The sequence below is a fragment of the Rhodobacter sp. P2_H5 genome (genome assembly GCF_056403335.1).
In genome coordinates this window covers 25,154-39,155 of sequence record NZ_JBFUFS010000024.1, presented here as the reverse complement: position 1 = coordinate 39,155, position 14,002 = coordinate 25,154, and the positions used below count along the sequence as shown (strand labels likewise).

General features: G+C 66.6%; 13 protein-coding genes and 1 riboswitch. Of the genes, 9 read left to right on the top strand and 4 right to left on the bottom strand.

The window, feature by feature from the left end:
• Positions 1-51: 51 nt before the first annotated feature.
• Positions 52-1,314 carry a phosphoribosylamine--glycine ligase gene (gene purD, locus AC1DVR_RS21125; protein WP_478002596.1) on the bottom strand — a complete coding sequence of 421 codons (1,263 nt, stop codon included), beginning with the start codon at positions 1,312-1,314 and terminating at the stop codon, positions 52-54.
• A gap of 82 nt (positions 1,315-1,396) precedes the next feature.
• Here purD and AC1DVR_RS21120 point away from each other — a divergent pair, with 82 nt between their 5' ends.
• From AC1DVR_RS21120 to xseA, 3 genes are read left to right on the top strand one after another with little or no spacing between them, the layout of a single operon-like run.
• Positions 1,397-1,762 (top strand): hypothetical protein, encoded by a 366-nt coding sequence (locus tag AC1DVR_RS21120; protein WP_478002595.1) that lies wholly within the window; start codon positions 1,397-1,399, stop codon positions 1,760-1,762.
• Positions 1,689-2,408 (top strand): hypothetical protein, encoded by a 720-nt coding sequence (locus AC1DVR_RS21115; RefSeq protein ID WP_478002594.1) that lies wholly within the window; start codon positions 1,689-1,691, stop codon positions 2,406-2,408. Before AC1DVR_RS21120 ends, AC1DVR_RS21115 begins: the two co-directional genes overlap by 74 nt.
• Before the next feature lie 50 nt (positions 2,409-2,458).
• Complete coding sequence (gene xseA, locus AC1DVR_RS21110) at positions 2,459-4,027, top strand: exodeoxyribonuclease VII large subunit (protein ID WP_478002593.1); 1,569 nt, start codon at positions 2,459-2,461, stop codon at positions 4,025-4,027.
• Positions 4,028-4,132: 105 nt separating this feature from the next.
• Here the strand turns inward: xseA and AC1DVR_RS21105 are convergent, their stop codons facing one another.
• A complete protein-coding gene (locus AC1DVR_RS21105; RefSeq protein WP_478002592.1) occupies positions 4,133-4,618 on the bottom strand; it encodes a hypothetical protein in 486 nt (161 codons plus the stop codon).
• Between the two features lie 36 nt (positions 4,619-4,654).
• Positions 4,655-5,686 carry an alkane 1-monooxygenase gene (locus AC1DVR_RS21100; protein WP_478002591.1) on the bottom strand — a complete coding sequence of 344 codons (1,032 nt, stop codon included), beginning with the start codon at positions 5,684-5,686 and terminating at the stop codon, positions 4,655-4,657.
• A gap of 118 nt (positions 5,687-5,804) precedes the next feature.
• On the opposite strand from AC1DVR_RS21100, the gene ftsY reads away from it, so the two are divergent.
• The 6 genes from ftsY (at position 5,805) to folE2 (ending at position 11,714) form a co-directional block, all read left to right on the top strand.
• A complete protein-coding gene (ftsY, locus tag AC1DVR_RS21095) occupies positions 5,805-6,800 on the top strand; it encodes a signal recognition particle-docking protein FtsY (protein WP_478002590.1) in 996 nt (331 codons plus the stop codon).
• A gap of 6 nt (positions 6,801-6,806) precedes the next feature.
• Positions 6,807-7,706 (top strand): EamA family transporter, encoded by a 900-nt coding sequence (locus AC1DVR_RS21090; protein ID WP_478002589.1) that lies wholly within the window; start codon positions 6,807-6,809, stop codon positions 7,704-7,706.
• Positions 7,703-8,332 (top strand): inner membrane-spanning protein YciB, encoded by a 630-nt coding sequence (locus tag AC1DVR_RS21085; protein ID WP_478002588.1) that lies wholly within the window; start codon positions 7,703-7,705, stop codon positions 8,330-8,332. Before AC1DVR_RS21090 ends, AC1DVR_RS21085 begins: the two co-directional genes overlap by 4 nt.
• Before the next feature lie 71 nt (positions 8,333-8,403).
• Positions 8,404-9,036, top strand: a complete 633-nt coding sequence (locus AC1DVR_RS21080; RefSeq protein WP_478002587.1) for a hypothetical protein — start codon at positions 8,404-8,406, stop codon at positions 9,034-9,036.
• 86 nt (positions 9,037-9,122) lie between these two features.
• A riboswitch (SAM riboswitch) is annotated at positions 9,123-9,200 on the top strand.
• Positions 9,201-9,253: 53 nt separating this feature from the next.
• Positions 9,254-10,444: an O-succinylhomoserine sulfhydrylase gene (gene metZ / locus AC1DVR_RS21075; RefSeq protein WP_478002586.1), complete on the top strand. Its 1,191-nt coding sequence runs from the start codon at positions 9,254-9,256 to the stop codon at positions 10,442-10,444.
• Positions 10,445-10,625: 181 nt separating this feature from the next.
• Entirely contained in the window at positions 10,626-11,714 is a 1,089-nt protein-coding gene (gene folE2 / locus AC1DVR_RS21070; protein WP_478002585.1) for a GTP cyclohydrolase FolE2, read from the top strand.
• A gap of 172 nt (positions 11,715-11,886) precedes the next feature.
• Here folE2 and AC1DVR_RS21065 read toward each other — a convergent pair whose 3' ends face one another.
• Complete coding sequence (locus AC1DVR_RS21065) at positions 11,887-13,989, bottom strand: methyl-accepting chemotaxis protein (protein WP_478002584.1); 2,103 nt, start codon at positions 13,987-13,989, stop codon at positions 11,887-11,889.
• Positions 13,990-14,002: the final 13 nt, after the last annotated feature.

Here is a 14,002-nt window from a genome sequence, read left to right as displayed (position 1 = left end):
CAGGGGAGGGAAAGCGCCGCGTCGCAGCATTTCCCGCCGCCATCCCGCACCTTAAAGTGCGCGCCAGCCGATGTCGGAGCGGCAGAAGCCTTCCGGCCAGTTCAGGTGGTCGATCATCCCGTAGGCCCGGTTGCGCGCCTCTTCCAGGCTCGCCCCGCGCGCGGTGATATTGAGCACCCGCCCGCCATTGGCGAGGATCTGGCCGTCACGCTCCACTGTTCCGGCGTGAAAGCACATGTGGCGGCTGTCTTCCGGCAGGCGCTTCAGCCCATGGATGATCGAGCCCTTCTCGTAGGCGCCGGGATAGCCCTTGGTCGCCATGACCACGGTCAGGGCATGGTCATCGGCCCAGTTGACATGAGCTTGGTCCAGCCGCCCCTCGGCACAGGCGAGCAACAGGTCCAGCGCCTGCGCGCCCAGCCGCATCATCAGGACCTGGCATTCCGGGTCGCCGAAACGGGCGTTGTATTCGACCAGCCGGCTGCGGCCGTTCTCGATCATCAGCCCGGCGTAGAGAACGCCCTGATAGGGCGTGCCGCGCCGCGCCATCTCGGCAATCGTCGGCAGGACGATCTCTTCCATCGCCTGCTTCTGGATCGCGTCCGTCAGCACCGGGGCGGGGGAATAGGCGCCCATGCCGCCGGTGTTGGGCCCGGTGTCGCCATCGCCCACCCGCTTGTGGTCCTGCGCCGTGCCGATCGGCAAGGCGTTGACGCCATCGGTCAGGATGAAGAAGCTGGCCTCTTCGCCCGTCATGAACTCTTCAATCACCACCTCGGCGCCCGCAGAGCCGAACTCGCCGCCGAACATGTCGTCGATGGCCGCCAGCGCCTCGGCCTCGGTCATGGCCACGATGACGCCCTTGCCGGCCGCCAACCCGTCAGCCTTCACGACAATCGGTGCGCCCTGGGCGCGGATGTAGTCCTTGGCAGATGCGCTTTCGGTGAAGCGGGAGTAAGCGGCGGTCGGCGCGCCACAGGCGTCGCAGATCTCCTTGGTGAAGGCCTTGGAGGCCTCAAGCTTTGCCGCCTCGGCGCTGGGCCCGAAGGTCAGGATGCCCGCCGCGCGGGCCGCATCAGCCACGCCCGCCGCCAGAGGCGCCTCTGGCCCGACGATCAGGAAATCAATCGCATTCTCGGCGCAGAAGGCCACGACGGCAGCCCCGTCCAGGATGTCGATTGCCGCGACCTCGGCCAATTGGGCGATCCCGGCATTGCCCGGGGCCACGATCAGCCGGTCGGCCTTGGGGTTCTGCTTGACCGCCCATGCCAAGGCATGTTCGCGCCCGCCACTGCCGAGGATGAGGATGTTCATGGGGCGCACTCCTGTCTTGGCAAAGGGATGGGGGCGTCTTAGGCTCTGGGCCTGATTTGGGCAAGAGGCGAGGGGGAGGAACATGCCGCAAGACCTCACCCCGGCCCGCAAACTGTTGCGGATCTATGCGGTGATCGCCGGCATGTTGGCCGCGCTGTTGATCCTTGCGACCATCGCCCATTTCGCCGGATCGACAAGTGCTGGCCTGGCAGCGGCGCTCTGCCTTGCGGCGCTCCGGCGCGGCAGGGGCAGCTTGGCCTCTTCCTATTTCCCCTTCGACTTTGGCACAGTCTTTGGCTCTTCGCAGCGCGCCGCGTGGGATGGATCGGACAGCCATGCCCCGGGCGGTCATGCCCATAGCCTCGGCGGATCGCTTGCCGACGGTTTCGGCGATGGTGGAGGGGGCGGCGATGGAGGTGGCGGCGGCGATGGTGGCGGCGGTGACTGACCCCGCCCTGTCCCCCGAGGTGACCCTGACCCACTTGCAGCACATCGACCTGACATTCTTCGATGGCCGCAGTCTCGAGGACTGGCTCGCCAAGGACACCAGCCTTGGCCCGGACCGCGCCGCCGAGGGCATCACGCAGTACCGCCGCTTTCTGGCCTTGGCCCTGACGGCCACGCCCGAGGCCCCAGTCATGGCCTCGCCCCTCATCGCCCAGATCTGGCGCGCACACCGTGCCGATGGCGCGGCCTGGAGCGGTTTTCTGGATTCCGTGGCGCAGGCGGGCTGCGACCCTACCGCGCTGACCTGGCGCCCCTCGCGCCATAGGGTCATCGCCGCGCCGTCCTATCCCAGGACCCGCGCTCGCCTCCGCGCGGCCTTTGGCCGCGCCCCGGCCCTCTGGTGGCCCTCCCGCACGCTGATCACCTTCGCCGCGCTGGCCCGTGGCCTGTCCGAGCCGTTTACCCTTGCCGTCTTCTGGCTTGCGCTTGTTGGCCTGCGCATATGGCCGGAACCGGGGCGGGCCATCTTCTGGATCCCGATGGCCTCCCTGACCCTTTCTTTCCTCTTTGCGCAGGTCGAAACCTTCTGGCCGCAGCGCTTCACCGTCCCGTCCGAGGCGCAGGGCAGTCTCGCCGGCCCGGCCTGAGCGCGGCTTCGGCAATTGCGCCGGGGCCGGAACTTTGGCATCAAAGCCCGATGAACCTTTTCGAAGACGACGACCCCGCCCCAAGCCCCGGCAACTCGCCGGAATATACCGTGTCGGAGCTTTCGACCGCGGTCAAACGCGTGATTGAGGGCGAGTTCGGCCTGATCCGCGTGCGGGGCGAGGTGGGCCGGGTGTCGCGCCCGGCCTCGGGGCACCTCTATTTCGACCTCAAGGACGACCGCAACGTCATCGCGGCGATCTCCTGGAAGGGCCAGGTCTCGCGCATGCAGGTCCGCCCCGAGGAGGGGATGGAGGTCGTGGCCACCGGGCGGATGACCACCTTCCCCGGCCAGTCGAAATACCAGATGATCGTCGAGGATGTCGCCCCCGCCGGCGCCGGTGCCCTGATGGCCATGCTGGAAAAGCGCAAGGCGGCGCTTCAGGCCGAGGGCCTGTTCGATCCCGCCCGCAAGAAGCCGATCCCTTATTTGCCCAAGGTGATCGGCGTCGTGACCTCGCCCTCCGGCGCCGTGATCCGCGACATCCTGCACCGCTTGCGCGACCGCTTCCCGCGCCATGTGCTGATCTGGCCGGTGGCGGTGCAGGGCCAGTCGAGCGCCGCCGAGGTTGCCGCCGCCATCCGCGGCTTCAACGCCCTGCCGCCGGACGGGGCGATCCCGCGGCCCGACCTTCTGATCGTGGCGCGCGGTGGTGGCTCGCTCGAAGACCTCTGGGGCTTCAACGAGGAAATCGTGGTCCGCGCCGCAGCGGCCTCTCAGATCCCGCTGATCTCGGCCGTCGGGCACGAGACCGACACGACGCTGATCGACTTCGCCGCCGACCTGCGCGCCCCCACGCCCACGGCGGCGGCCGAAATGGCGGTGCCGGTGCGCGCCGATCTGCTGGCGACGCTGGCCGACCTTGCCGCGCGTCAGGCGCGGGCGGGCCGCGCCGGGCTCGACCGCCGGGACCAGCGCTTGCGCGACCTCGCCCGTGCCCTGCCGCGGCTCGATGCGCTCCTCTCCGCCCCGCGCCAGCGCTTCGACGCCGCGACCCAGCGCCTGGGCGGCGCGCTGTCGCTGGCCACAGCGCGCAAGCGCAGCCGGTTCGAGGCTTTGTCCTCGCCCCTGCGCGCCACGCTTCTCACCGGGCTGATCCAGCGCCATGGCGTGAAGCTGACCCAGACCGCCGCCACCCTCGACGCCCGCGCCGACCTGCGGCTGGAACGCGCGCATGGCGCGCTCGACAAATGGGCCTCGCGCCTGGCCCCGGCGCTGGCGCGGCTGATCGCCTCCTCGGCCCGCGACATCGCCCGCGACCGCGAACGTCTCGCCGCCGCCAGCCAGCGCCTGAACGCCGCCCCCGCCAAACGCCTGGCCGACCTCGCCGCAAGGCTCGAGGCGCTCGACCGCACCCGCCAGACCCTCGGCTATGCCGAAACCCTGCGGCGCGGCTATGCCGTGGTCTGGGGCGACGGCGCCGTGGTCACCACCAAGGCCCAGGCCGATAAGGCCGCCACCCTTGAGATCGAGTTCCAGGACGGCCGCATGACCCCGCGCGGCAGCACCAGGAAATCAAAGGCTTCCGACACCAAACCCACCCAGGGCAGCCTCTTCTAAAGACCTTCGCCCTTCATCCAGATGCAAATATCCCCGGGGGGTGCGGGGGGCAGGCAGCCCCCCGCGGGTCGGGACGACAGCGCGGCCCGCCCTTCTGACGCGCCCTCAGACCCCGACCTTGGGCCCCGGGCATTGCATCGGTTCGCTGGTCTGGCCCACTTCGGAAAAGGCGGTGTTGCCGCCGCCGAGGAACAGCGCCACGAGGCCAGTCTTGCCCAGATAGAACTGCCAGCAATTCGTGTCGGGGTTGTCGTCATAGACGAAACACATCATCGGCGTGTCGTCATAGGCCTTTTCCTCGGTCCAGCTGCCATATTCGCAGGGCTCGCCCGAGAATTCCCAGACCACCTGGCGGTTCGGCAGATATTGCTCCTGGCCCCAGACCTTGCCGTCCTGGGCATAGGTCAGGGTCTTGCCGAGGGCATAGGCCTCGAACTGGGCGGCGGTCAGGGGCGCGCCAAGGTCGGTGGGCGGCGGCGGTGCTGCGGGAAGGGTGGGGGCGGTCTCGGCCTGGGGCGTCTCGGCCAGCGCGGCAAGGGGAGCGCCGAGCGGCAGGCAGGACAGGGCGAGGGCGATCAGCTTGTATCTCATCCCCGCATCCTGCCAAAGCCGGGTGGCAAAATCCAGTCACGCCTTGGCGAGGCCCAGCCGGGCCAGCGGCTCCGCCATCGCCCGGCGCCAGCGCCTTGGGGAAAGCGCCACGAGGCAGGCCAGCGGCAGGGGCCAGGGCAGCATCGGCGCCCCGGCCTCCAGCCGCAGCGCGGGATAGGGGCGCGACGGATGGGCGTGGTGGTCGGAATGGCGCGGCGCGTTCAGCATCAGCGCCGAGGAGAACCAGTGCGGCGCGTTCCAGCTGTGCTGCGGGCCGACCGGCTCCAGCCGCGGGCCGCTCTGGCCGCGCTGCAAGCCGTAATGCTGGACATAATCCGACAAGAGCACCTGGGCGCCAAAATGCAGGCCAAGGCCGAGCCAGACCAGAAGCCCCGCCCAACCCGCCAAGCCATAGCCACAAGCCAGGGCCAGCCCCGCGCCGCCGGCATAGAACAGATAGGGCGTCAGTCGCCCGCCGCGCAGGGCCCGCTCCGCCGCCAGCCCTGCGCGCAGGCTGCCGGGCCAGGCGCGCAGCAGAAAGCGGTAGAACCCTTCCCCCGCCCGTGCCGAATTGGGGTCCTGGGCCGAAGCCACAAAGCGGTGATGCACCAGCCGGTGGGCGGAGGTGTGGTGCCCGAACAGCAGGGCCGTATAGACCGCAGCCCCCAGAATGGACAGAAACCGCCCCGACCGGTGGATCATCTCATGCGCCGCCGGATGGGCGACCTGACCGAACCAGAAGCCCCCCGCCAGAAACAGCCCGACGCGCGCGGTCAGCCCCAGCCCGGAAGGCCCGGCGATCTGGCGCACCAGCACGGGCAGCACCACCAGCGCGCCCAGGCCCAGAACCGCCAGCAGGGCATCCGCCGCCGGAAACTCCTCCCCCTCGGCGCTGCCCGCAACCCATGGCACCAGACTGTCCAGCACCAGCGCCGCCAGCGCCATATAGGCCAGCGCCACCCAGACCCAGAGCCCGCCCCAAAGACAGGCCAGGGCCAGCAGCGCCAAGGGGCTCGCCGCCGCCAGGGCGAAGATCAGAACGGGCAGGGGGCGGGTCAGGCTGCGCATGGCGCAAATCTAGCCCGGGCCTTGGGCAAGGCGAAAGGGCCCAGGCGGCAAAACCGCCTCCGAACTTGCATCCTTCCCCTTTGCAGCCTAGGTGAGGGCAAACCAGAGGTCCGGCCCGATGTCTCTTTTCAAGAAGCTGCGCGACAAACTCTTCCGCTCCTCCGACAAGATCGGCGAGGGGCTGGAGGCTTTGGTCTCGGAAAGCGCACTTCCTGAGGCCACCCAGCCCGAGCCTGAAAAGCCCGGCCTGATCGGGCGTCTTCTGGGCCGCGACGAAACCCGGCGCGTGCTCGACGATGCTATGCTCGAAAGCCTCGAGGAATTGCTGATCCGCTCCGACATGGGGGTGGATACAGCCCTCCGCGTCACCGCCAATATTGCCGAGGGCCGCTTTGGTCGCAAGATTTCCACCGCCGAGCTGAAAGAGGCCCTGTCGGACGAGATCGCCCGCATCATGGAACCCGTCGCCCGCCCGATGCCGCTTTACCCGCAAAAGCCGCAGGTCGTGCTGGTGGTCGGCGTCAATGGCTCGGGCAAGACCACGACGATCGGCAAGCTCGCCAGCCAGTTCAAGGCGGCGGGCAAGTCGGTGGTGATTGCGGCGGGCGATACCTTCCGCGCGGCGGCGGTCGAACAGCTGCAGGTCTGGGGCCAGCGCGCCGGGGTGCCGGTCCTGACCGCGCCCGAAGGATCGGACCCCGCCAGCCTCGCCTTCGACGCGCTGACCACGGCACAGGAGATTGGCGCCGACCTTCTGATGATCGACACCGCAGGCCGCCTGCAGAATCGCGCCGACCTGATGGAGGAACTGGCCAAGATCGTCCGCGTCCTGCGCAAGAAAGACCCGACGGCGCCGCACAATACGCTGTTGGTGCTGGATGCGACGACCGGGCAGAACGCGCTGTTGCAGGTCGAGATCTTCCGCAAGATCGCCGATGTCTCGGGCCTCGTGATGACCAAGCTGGATGGCACGGCGCGCGGCGGGGTGTTGGTGGCGCTCGCCGACAAGTTCGGCCTGCCGATCCATGCGATTGGCGTGGGCGAGCAAATCGACGACCTCGCCCCCTTCGATCCGCAGGATTTCGCCAATGCGCTGGTCGGGCGGGACGCCTGACACGCCATGACCGCATGGCTCCTTTCCCTCGTCGGCACGCCGGCCGGACATCATCTGGCCATGGCGCTGGCGCTTTTGGCCGCGGTGCTGCATGCGCTGTTTGGCGCGCTGCAAAAGGGGCGCGACGACCCCTGGATCACGCGCGCCGCGATTGATGCGAGCTATGGCCTGATCGCCGCCCCCTTCGCGCTGTTCGTTGTGCCCTGGCCCGAGCCGCATATGTGGCCGATCTTCGCCGGGGCCTTCCTGATCCATGCCGGCTACAAGATCGCCCAGGCGATGACCTATGACCGCGCGCCCTATACCGTGGTCTACCCGGTGGTGCGCGGCACGGGCCCCTTCTTCACCGTGCTTTTCGCGGGCGTCGTCTTCGGCGAACACCTGCGCCCCTTGCAATGGCTCGGCCTTGGCATCCTTCTGTCCGGCATCTTCGGGCTGGCGGGCCATTCGCTCTGGCAACTGGGGCGCAACGCGGCGAGCCTGCTGCCCGCGCTGGGCCTTGCGCTGGTCACCGGCGGGTTCGTGGCGGCCTATACGACCTTTGACGCCTGGGGGATCCGGTCCACGGCGGACCCTTTCACCTTCCTCGCCTGGTTCTTCATGATCGACGCGGTCTTCATCCCGGCGGTGACCTGGCGGCGCTGGATCCGGCTTTCGCCCGACCGCATCCCGCCCTTGCTGAAGCGTGGCGTCTTCGGCGCCCTGGTGGCCCTGGCCTCTTTCGGCTCGGTGATGATGGCGACGCGGCTGGATCATGTCGGGCCCGCCGCCGCACTTCGTGAAACCTCGACGGTATTTGCGGCCTTGATCGGCTGGCTGGTTCTGGGCGAGAAGGTGGGGCCGGTGCGCAGCCTTCTGATGGCCGTGATCGCAATCGGCGCCGTGGTGATGGAGATGACCGGATGAGTGAGACGAAAGCCTATGACCAAAGGCTGAAACTGGCGCTGGAATACGGGCCGCTGATCCTGTTCATGCTGGGTTACTGGTTTCTCAAGGACAAGAGCCTGACCCTCGCCGGACAGACCTATTCGGGCTTCATCGTCTCGACCGGGGTTTTCGTCGTGGTCTTCGTCGCCTCGATCCTGGCTCTGTGGCGGCTCACCGGGCGGGTCTCGCCGATGCAGATCATCACGCTGGTGGTGGTGCTGTTCATGGGCGGGCTGACGCTGTGGTTCAACGACCCGCGCTTCATCAAGATGAAGCCGACCATCGTCTATGTCTTCTTCGCCGCAGCACTGGGCGTCGGCCTGTTGCAGGGCAAATCCTATCTGCGGCTGGTGATGGAAGACGCCCTGCCGATGCAGGAGGAGGGCTGGATGATCCTGACCCGCCGCATCACCATCTTTTTCGCCGGCCTCGCCGTGCTGAACGAGATCGTCTGGCGCAATGTCTCGGATGGCACCTGGGTCACCTTCAAGGCGGTCGGCCTGACGCTGGCGATGTTCGCCTTCCTGCTGACCCAGGCCAAGCTTCTCGACAAATACGGCATCTTCCCCGACGCCGGAAAGCCGCGCGACAAAGACGGCCAATAGCCGCCGAACCGCCATAACCTTGCCCGAATTGCCTGCCAGTTTCGCGACATGGGCACGCCGGGGGCGCAGAGATGTTGGACGAGTTCTACCAAACCTTGCAGGGCTTTTTCGCCCTGTTCCGCCGCGGCCCGCGCCTGCCTTACAGCATCGTGCTGCCCCTCGCGGTGATGGCCATTGTCTGGCCGGCGCTCCGCGTCTATCTGCCCGGCGAGCGCGAGGCCTTCATGGTGGCCTTCCTTCTGGCCATGGGCCTGCGGCTCATCCTGCGCGCCGATGGCTCGATCCGGACGCTGCAAAGCCATCTGTCCAACCGCACGACAGTGATCGTCTCGCTGCTCTTCGGCCCGGGGATCCTTGCCCTGCTGATCTGGAAGGGCGATCCCTTGTGGTGCCAGCGCTTCCTCAGCGTCTATTTCCTTGGCATGGCCGGTCTTTACATCCTCGACGTGATCGACGGGCGCCATGCGATGGTGCGCTTTATCCTGCCGGAAGAGCGTCCGCGCGGTGCCGATCCCCTGATGACGCGCGTCATGGCGATCTGTTATCTCGCCCTCCTGCTCCTGAACGAGACGATGATCCATCAGGCGCCGCTGGGGCTTTGGCTCTTGTATTTCGGTCTCCTGCCATTCCTGCTGCACCGCCTGATCCTCGCGGTGACCCGGACGGTCGATCAGGCCTATGCCAAGGGTCTCGGCCGCTTCTGACCGTTCGGCGGGGGCGCAACCGGATTTTTCGTAGAAAAATCGGGTCCTGCCTGGCGCTGCTTGACCTTGCGGCGCGCAGGCGCTACTCAGCCTTCCGTGGCGATTTGTAACCGGATTGCGGGCCACGTTAAACAAACCGCTAAAAAGGTCAGGGCGTCTCGCGCACCTCCCATCCTTTCCGGTTTCGCGGATCGTTTGTGCGCCTGGAGACCCGGCTATGAGCAAAGACTGGAACACCCGCACGAAGCTCGTGCACGAAGGCACCCGCCGCAGCCAATATGGCGAGATGGCCGAGGCGATCTTCCTGACCCAGGGCTTTGCCTATCCCGACGCCGAAAGCGCCGAGCAACGCTTCATCAAGGCCGGCGACGACGAATTCATCTATGCCCGCTACGGCAACCCCACGACCCGGATGTTCGAGGAACGCATCGCGGCGCTTGAAGGCACCGAAGACGCCTTCGCCACCGCCTCCGGCATGGCTGCGGTCAACGGCGCCCTGACCGCGCTTCTGCGGGCCGGCGATCATGTCGTCTCCTCCCGCGCGCTCTTCGGCTCCTGCCTCTATATCCTGGAGGAGGTGCTGACCCGCTACGGCGTCAAGGTCACCTTCGTCGATGGCGCCGATCTCGACCAATGGCGCGCGGCAGTCACGCCGGGCACCAAGGCGGTCTTCTTCGAGTCGATGTCGAACCCCACGCTGGAACTGGTTGATATCAAATCGGTTTCCGAGATTGCCCATGCCCAGGGCGCGCTTGTGATCGTCGACAACGTCTTCGCCACGCCGATCTTCTCCAAAGCGGTGGAGCAGGGCGCCGATGTGATCATCTACTCCTCGACCAAGCATATCGACGGGCAGGGCAAGGCCTTGGGCGGCGTCATCTGCGGCACGAAAGACTTCATCCGCAAGGTGGCCGAGCCTTACCTGAAGCACACCGGCGCCGCGATCTCGCCCTTTAACGCCTGGTTGCATCTGCAAGGCATGACCACGCTGGACCTGCGCTGTCGCGCCATGGCCGCCGCCGCGCTGGAGATTGCCCAAGTGCTGGAGGCCGATCCCCGCGTCTCCCGCGTGATCTATCCGGGCCTCGCCTCGCATCCCCAGCACGCGCTGGCCACGGCGCAGATGGGCTCGGGCGGCACGCTGGTGACGTTTGAGGTCAAGGGCGGCAAGGAGGCCGCCTTCCGCTTCTGCAACGCGCTGGAGATCGTCAAGATCTCCAACAACCTCGGTGATGCCAAGTCGATCGCGACCCATCCGGCCACGACAACGCACCAGCGCCTGCCGCAAGAGCAGAAGGACAAGCTCGGGATCACCCCCGGCCTGATCCGCTTCTCGGTCGGGCTGGAAGATGTGGGCGACCTGATCGCCGACCTGCGCGCCGGGTTGGACGCCAGCGTGGCCGGCTGACCCCCGGTCGCTTTCGGGTCAGATTCGGTCCCTGCCGGGCCTTCCCAAAAGGGCCCGCACTCCCTAAATATGAAGCCTTGGCGCCAAAACGCGGCGCCAGGGTGATCCGGGCGTCCGCGCCCTGCGTATTCCTGATGACATTGAAGGCAAGTGCGCTTGCCGGAACCGAAAGGACAGGGCCATGAACGTCCACGATCCCGTGCTTGACCGCAAACCCGACCGCGCCGCGGCCGAGGCCGCTTTGGCAACGCTGCGCCATTGGGCCGACCGCGCCACCGCCGCCGATATCGTGGCGCTCGATCCGCAGATCGGCGCGCTGCTGGGCACGGGTCAGCCGGTGCTGAGCCGCAGCTACCCCGAAAGCTTCCGCGTCGATGCCGCCTACAAGGACAGCCTGCCCGACCTGCAAAACGGCCCCTCCAGCCTGATCGTCGGCGCCAAGCAGGTCATCCAGCACGTCGGCATCTCCAACTTCCGCCTGCCGATCCGCTACCGCACCCGTGATGCGGGCGAGGTGATGCTGGAAACCTCGGTCACCGGCACCGTCAGCCTCGAGGCGGAAAAGAAGGGCATCAACATGAGCCGCATCATGCGGTCCTTCTACGAACATGCCGAGCGCGACTTTTCTTTCCATGTGATCGAACATGCGCTGGAGGATTACAAACGCGATCTGGGCAGCTTCGATGCTCGCATCCAGATGCGGTTTTCCTTCCCGGTCAAGGTGGGCTCCCTGCGCTCGGGCCTGTCGGGCTGGCAGTATTATGACATCGCCCTGGAGCTGGTGGATATCGCCGGGGTGCGCAAGCGGATCGTGCATCTCGATTTCGTCTATTCCTCGACCTGCCCCTGCTCGCTGGAACTGTCCGAACACGCCCGTCGCACCCGTGGCCAGCTGGCCACGCCGCATTCGCAGCGTTCAGTCGCGCGGATCTCGGTCGAGGTGGTGGGCGATCAGGTCCTGTGGTTCGAGGACCTGATCGACCTGGCGCGTGATGCCGTGCCGACCGAGACGCAAGTCATGGTCAAACGCGAGGATGAACAGGCCTTTGCCGAGCTGAACGCCGCCAACCCGATCTTCGTCGAGGATGCCGCCCGCAGCTTCTGCGCCGCCCTGCAGGGCGACGAGCGGATCCGCGATTTCCGCATCGTGGCCAGCCATCAGGAAAGCCTGCACAGCCATGACGCGGTGTCGGTCCTGACCGAGGGGCCGACCTTTGCCGCCGAAAGCCTGGACCCGCGCTTGTTCGCAAGCCTGTACCACGTCGGCTGAACCACGAGGGGCTCGGCCGGGGAAATGCGCCCTCTGCCAGGCCGTTCCGTGAGCTGAATGACCAAGGAGCGGGGGCTTTCAGCCCCTGCGATGGTGGAGCGGAACCTGCGCCGGAATGGTCCGCAATGTGGCAAGTGCCAGAAGCCCTGACCTGTGACTGGCGCCTGAGCCGTCAAGCTGCGATCCGGCCCGAGGTCGGGTTGCGCTGCCCGATGTCGAACGTGCTGACGGTCTGGCTCAGCTCTTTCGCGCGCTCTGCCAGGGAATCGCTGACGGTTCGGGTCTGGGTCACCATCTCGTTGTTCTTCTGGCGCACCTTGTCCATCGTGATCATCGAGGAGTTCACTTTGGTCAGGGCGTCGGATTGTTCCTGGGCGGAGGTCGCGACCTTGCTCACGATCTCGTCCACATCGACGATCTGATCGAAGATCTGCTTGAGCGCCGCACCCGCCCTGCCGACCAGCCGGACGCCGTCATCCACCTGGCGTGAACTGCTGTCGATCAAAAGCTTGATCTCTTTCGCCGCATTGGACGAGCGCGCCGCCAATTCGCGGACCTCTGCCGCGACGACTGCAAAGCCGCGGCCGGAATCACCCGCCCGCGCCGCCTCGACCCCGGCGTTGAGCGCCAGGAGGTTGGTTTGAAACGCGATGTCATCGATCAGCGAGATGATCTGGCCGATCCGCTTTGAGCCTTCCGAAATGCGGTCCATGGTGGAAATTGCGTCGCTGACCACATGGCTGCTGGCGCTCGCGCTGCTGCGCGATTGTTCGACAATCTGCCGCGCGGCCTTCAGGTCTTGCGAGCTTTCGGCGACCGTGGCGGAGAGCTCTTCCACGGCCGCCGCGGTGGATTGCAGTGTCTCGTTCTGCAGATCGTTGCGTTCGGCCAGCTGGCTGGCCGAGACGCGCATCTGCATCGCGCCCTGGTCGATGTCCTGAACCGCCAGGATGATGTCGGTCAGCGCGTCGCGCAGGCGTTCGGTCGCGGTGTTGAAATCCACCCGGATGCCGTCGTGATCTTCATCCAGCGCCTCCTGGAACTGCAGCGTCAGATTGGAACTGGCCAGGGCGGAAAGCCCCTCGGTCACCAGATCGACGACGCGGTTTTGCGAGGCTCTGGCCCTTTGCAGGATGTTGGCGGCATCCTCATTCGTTCGTCGTGCCGCCCTGAGTTCCTGTTTCAGAATGTAAAGCGCCGCAGCCATCTTGTGCAGTTCCGAGCGCCCCTTGGTATTGGGCACAAAAGCCTCCAGGTTGCCCCCGGCGAAGGCGCCCATCAGGGTGATCATCGTCTTGATCTTGCGGATCATCAGCGCACCGACCCCGGTGGCCATCAGGAACGAACAGGCCGAAGCCGCCAGGATGCCGAGGATGTTGAGCTGGATCGCCTGACGCGCCGCGGTGGTCGCGGCCCGGGTTTGCGACAGGCTGCGGTTCAGGAGGTCCTGTTTCTGCGCCTCCAGCACCTCGATCCAGGCAGAGGCCGCAACGAACCAGTCGCGCGCCGCGAAGCTGACGGGCTTGCCCTGCGACAGAAGTGCCAGAAGGTCGTCGCGCATCTTCGCCAGCGCCGTAAATTCCGCGGTGGCAAGCAGCGCCTCGACATATCCTTGCGTCTTGACCTTCATGTCGAGGTCGCGGAGCTGGGCCTGCTCGGCGGCGGAAAGCGCGATCAATCTGGCGTGAAATCCGGCATCGGCCGTCCCGAGGCCGATCGCGGCGACGCCCGTCGCGCGGTCAAGACCTGCGTATTCCTTGGCGCGCGTCAGATCGACGATGGCATCGGACAACAGCGGATCCGCCTGGTTCGCCGCTGCCGCGTGATGCTCGATCGCGATTTCAGTTTCGATCGCGCCGGTGTAGAATTTTGCCATGGTCGGCACATCGACCTGCAGCGCCGTCACCTTGCCGCGCATCGCTGTCAGTTTGGCCAGGCTTTGCCGCAGATGCGACAGGCCCGCCGGAACGAGCCCTTCGATTTGCGGCAGGGCGGCTTGGGCCTCGGCGGCGGCCAGATCGGTCTGAATGCGCTGCGCGGTCAGGTCCGCGGCGAGGTTCTTGCCGCCGGAGGCGAGAAAGCCGCTCGAAAAACCCCGCTCGCGCTGCAATTGATGGGTCAGGTTGGACAGGGTCAGAATTTCCTGCACCGTCGCGGATTGCCGTTCGGAGTCGCGCACAAGATCAAGCCCGGACGAGATGGCCGTCCAGCCGAAATAGATGATCAAGGCGAATGGCGCCGCGACAATCAGCAGGAATTGCAGGCGAAGGGACATGTTGCACCCGATA

Coding starts and splice junctions, on each gene's coding strand:
- purD (WP_478002596.1), bottom strand. CDS start 1,314: ATGAACATCCTCATCCTCGGCAGTGGCGGGCGCGAACATGCCTTGGCA.
- AC1DVR_RS21120 (WP_478002595.1), top strand. CDS start 1,397: ATGCCGCAAGACCTCACCCCGGCCCGCAAACTGTTGCGGATCTATGCG.
- xseA (WP_478002593.1), top strand. CDS start 2,459: ATGAACCTTTTCGAAGACGACGACCCCGCCCCAAGCCCCGGCAACTCG.
- AC1DVR_RS21105 (WP_478002592.1), bottom strand. CDS start 4,618: ATGAGATACAAGCTGATCGCCCTCGCCCTGTCCTGCCTGCCGCTCGGC.
- AC1DVR_RS21100 (WP_478002591.1), bottom strand. CDS start 5,686: ATGCGCAGCCTGACCCGCCCCCTGCCCGTTCTGATCTTCGCCCTGGCG.
- ftsY (WP_478002590.1), top strand. CDS start 5,805: ATGTCTCTTTTCAAGAAGCTGCGCGACAAACTCTTCCGCTCCTCCGAC.
- AC1DVR_RS21090 (WP_478002589.1), top strand. CDS start 6,807: ATGACCGCATGGCTCCTTTCCCTCGTCGGCACGCCGGCCGGACATCAT.
- AC1DVR_RS21085 (WP_478002588.1), top strand. CDS start 7,703: ATGAGTGAGACGAAAGCCTATGACCAAAGGCTGAAACTGGCGCTGGAA.
- AC1DVR_RS21080 (WP_478002587.1), top strand. CDS start 8,404: ATGTTGGACGAGTTCTACCAAACCTTGCAGGGCTTTTTCGCCCTGTTC.
- metZ (WP_478002586.1), top strand. CDS start 9,254: ATGAGCAAAGACTGGAACACCCGCACGAAGCTCGTGCACGAAGGCACC.
- folE2 (WP_478002585.1), top strand. CDS start 10,626: ATGAACGTCCACGATCCCGTGCTTGACCGCAAACCCGACCGCGCCGCG.
- AC1DVR_RS21065 (WP_478002584.1), bottom strand. CDS start 13,989: ATGTCCCTTCGCCTGCAATTCCTGCTGATTGTCGCGGCGCCATTCGCC.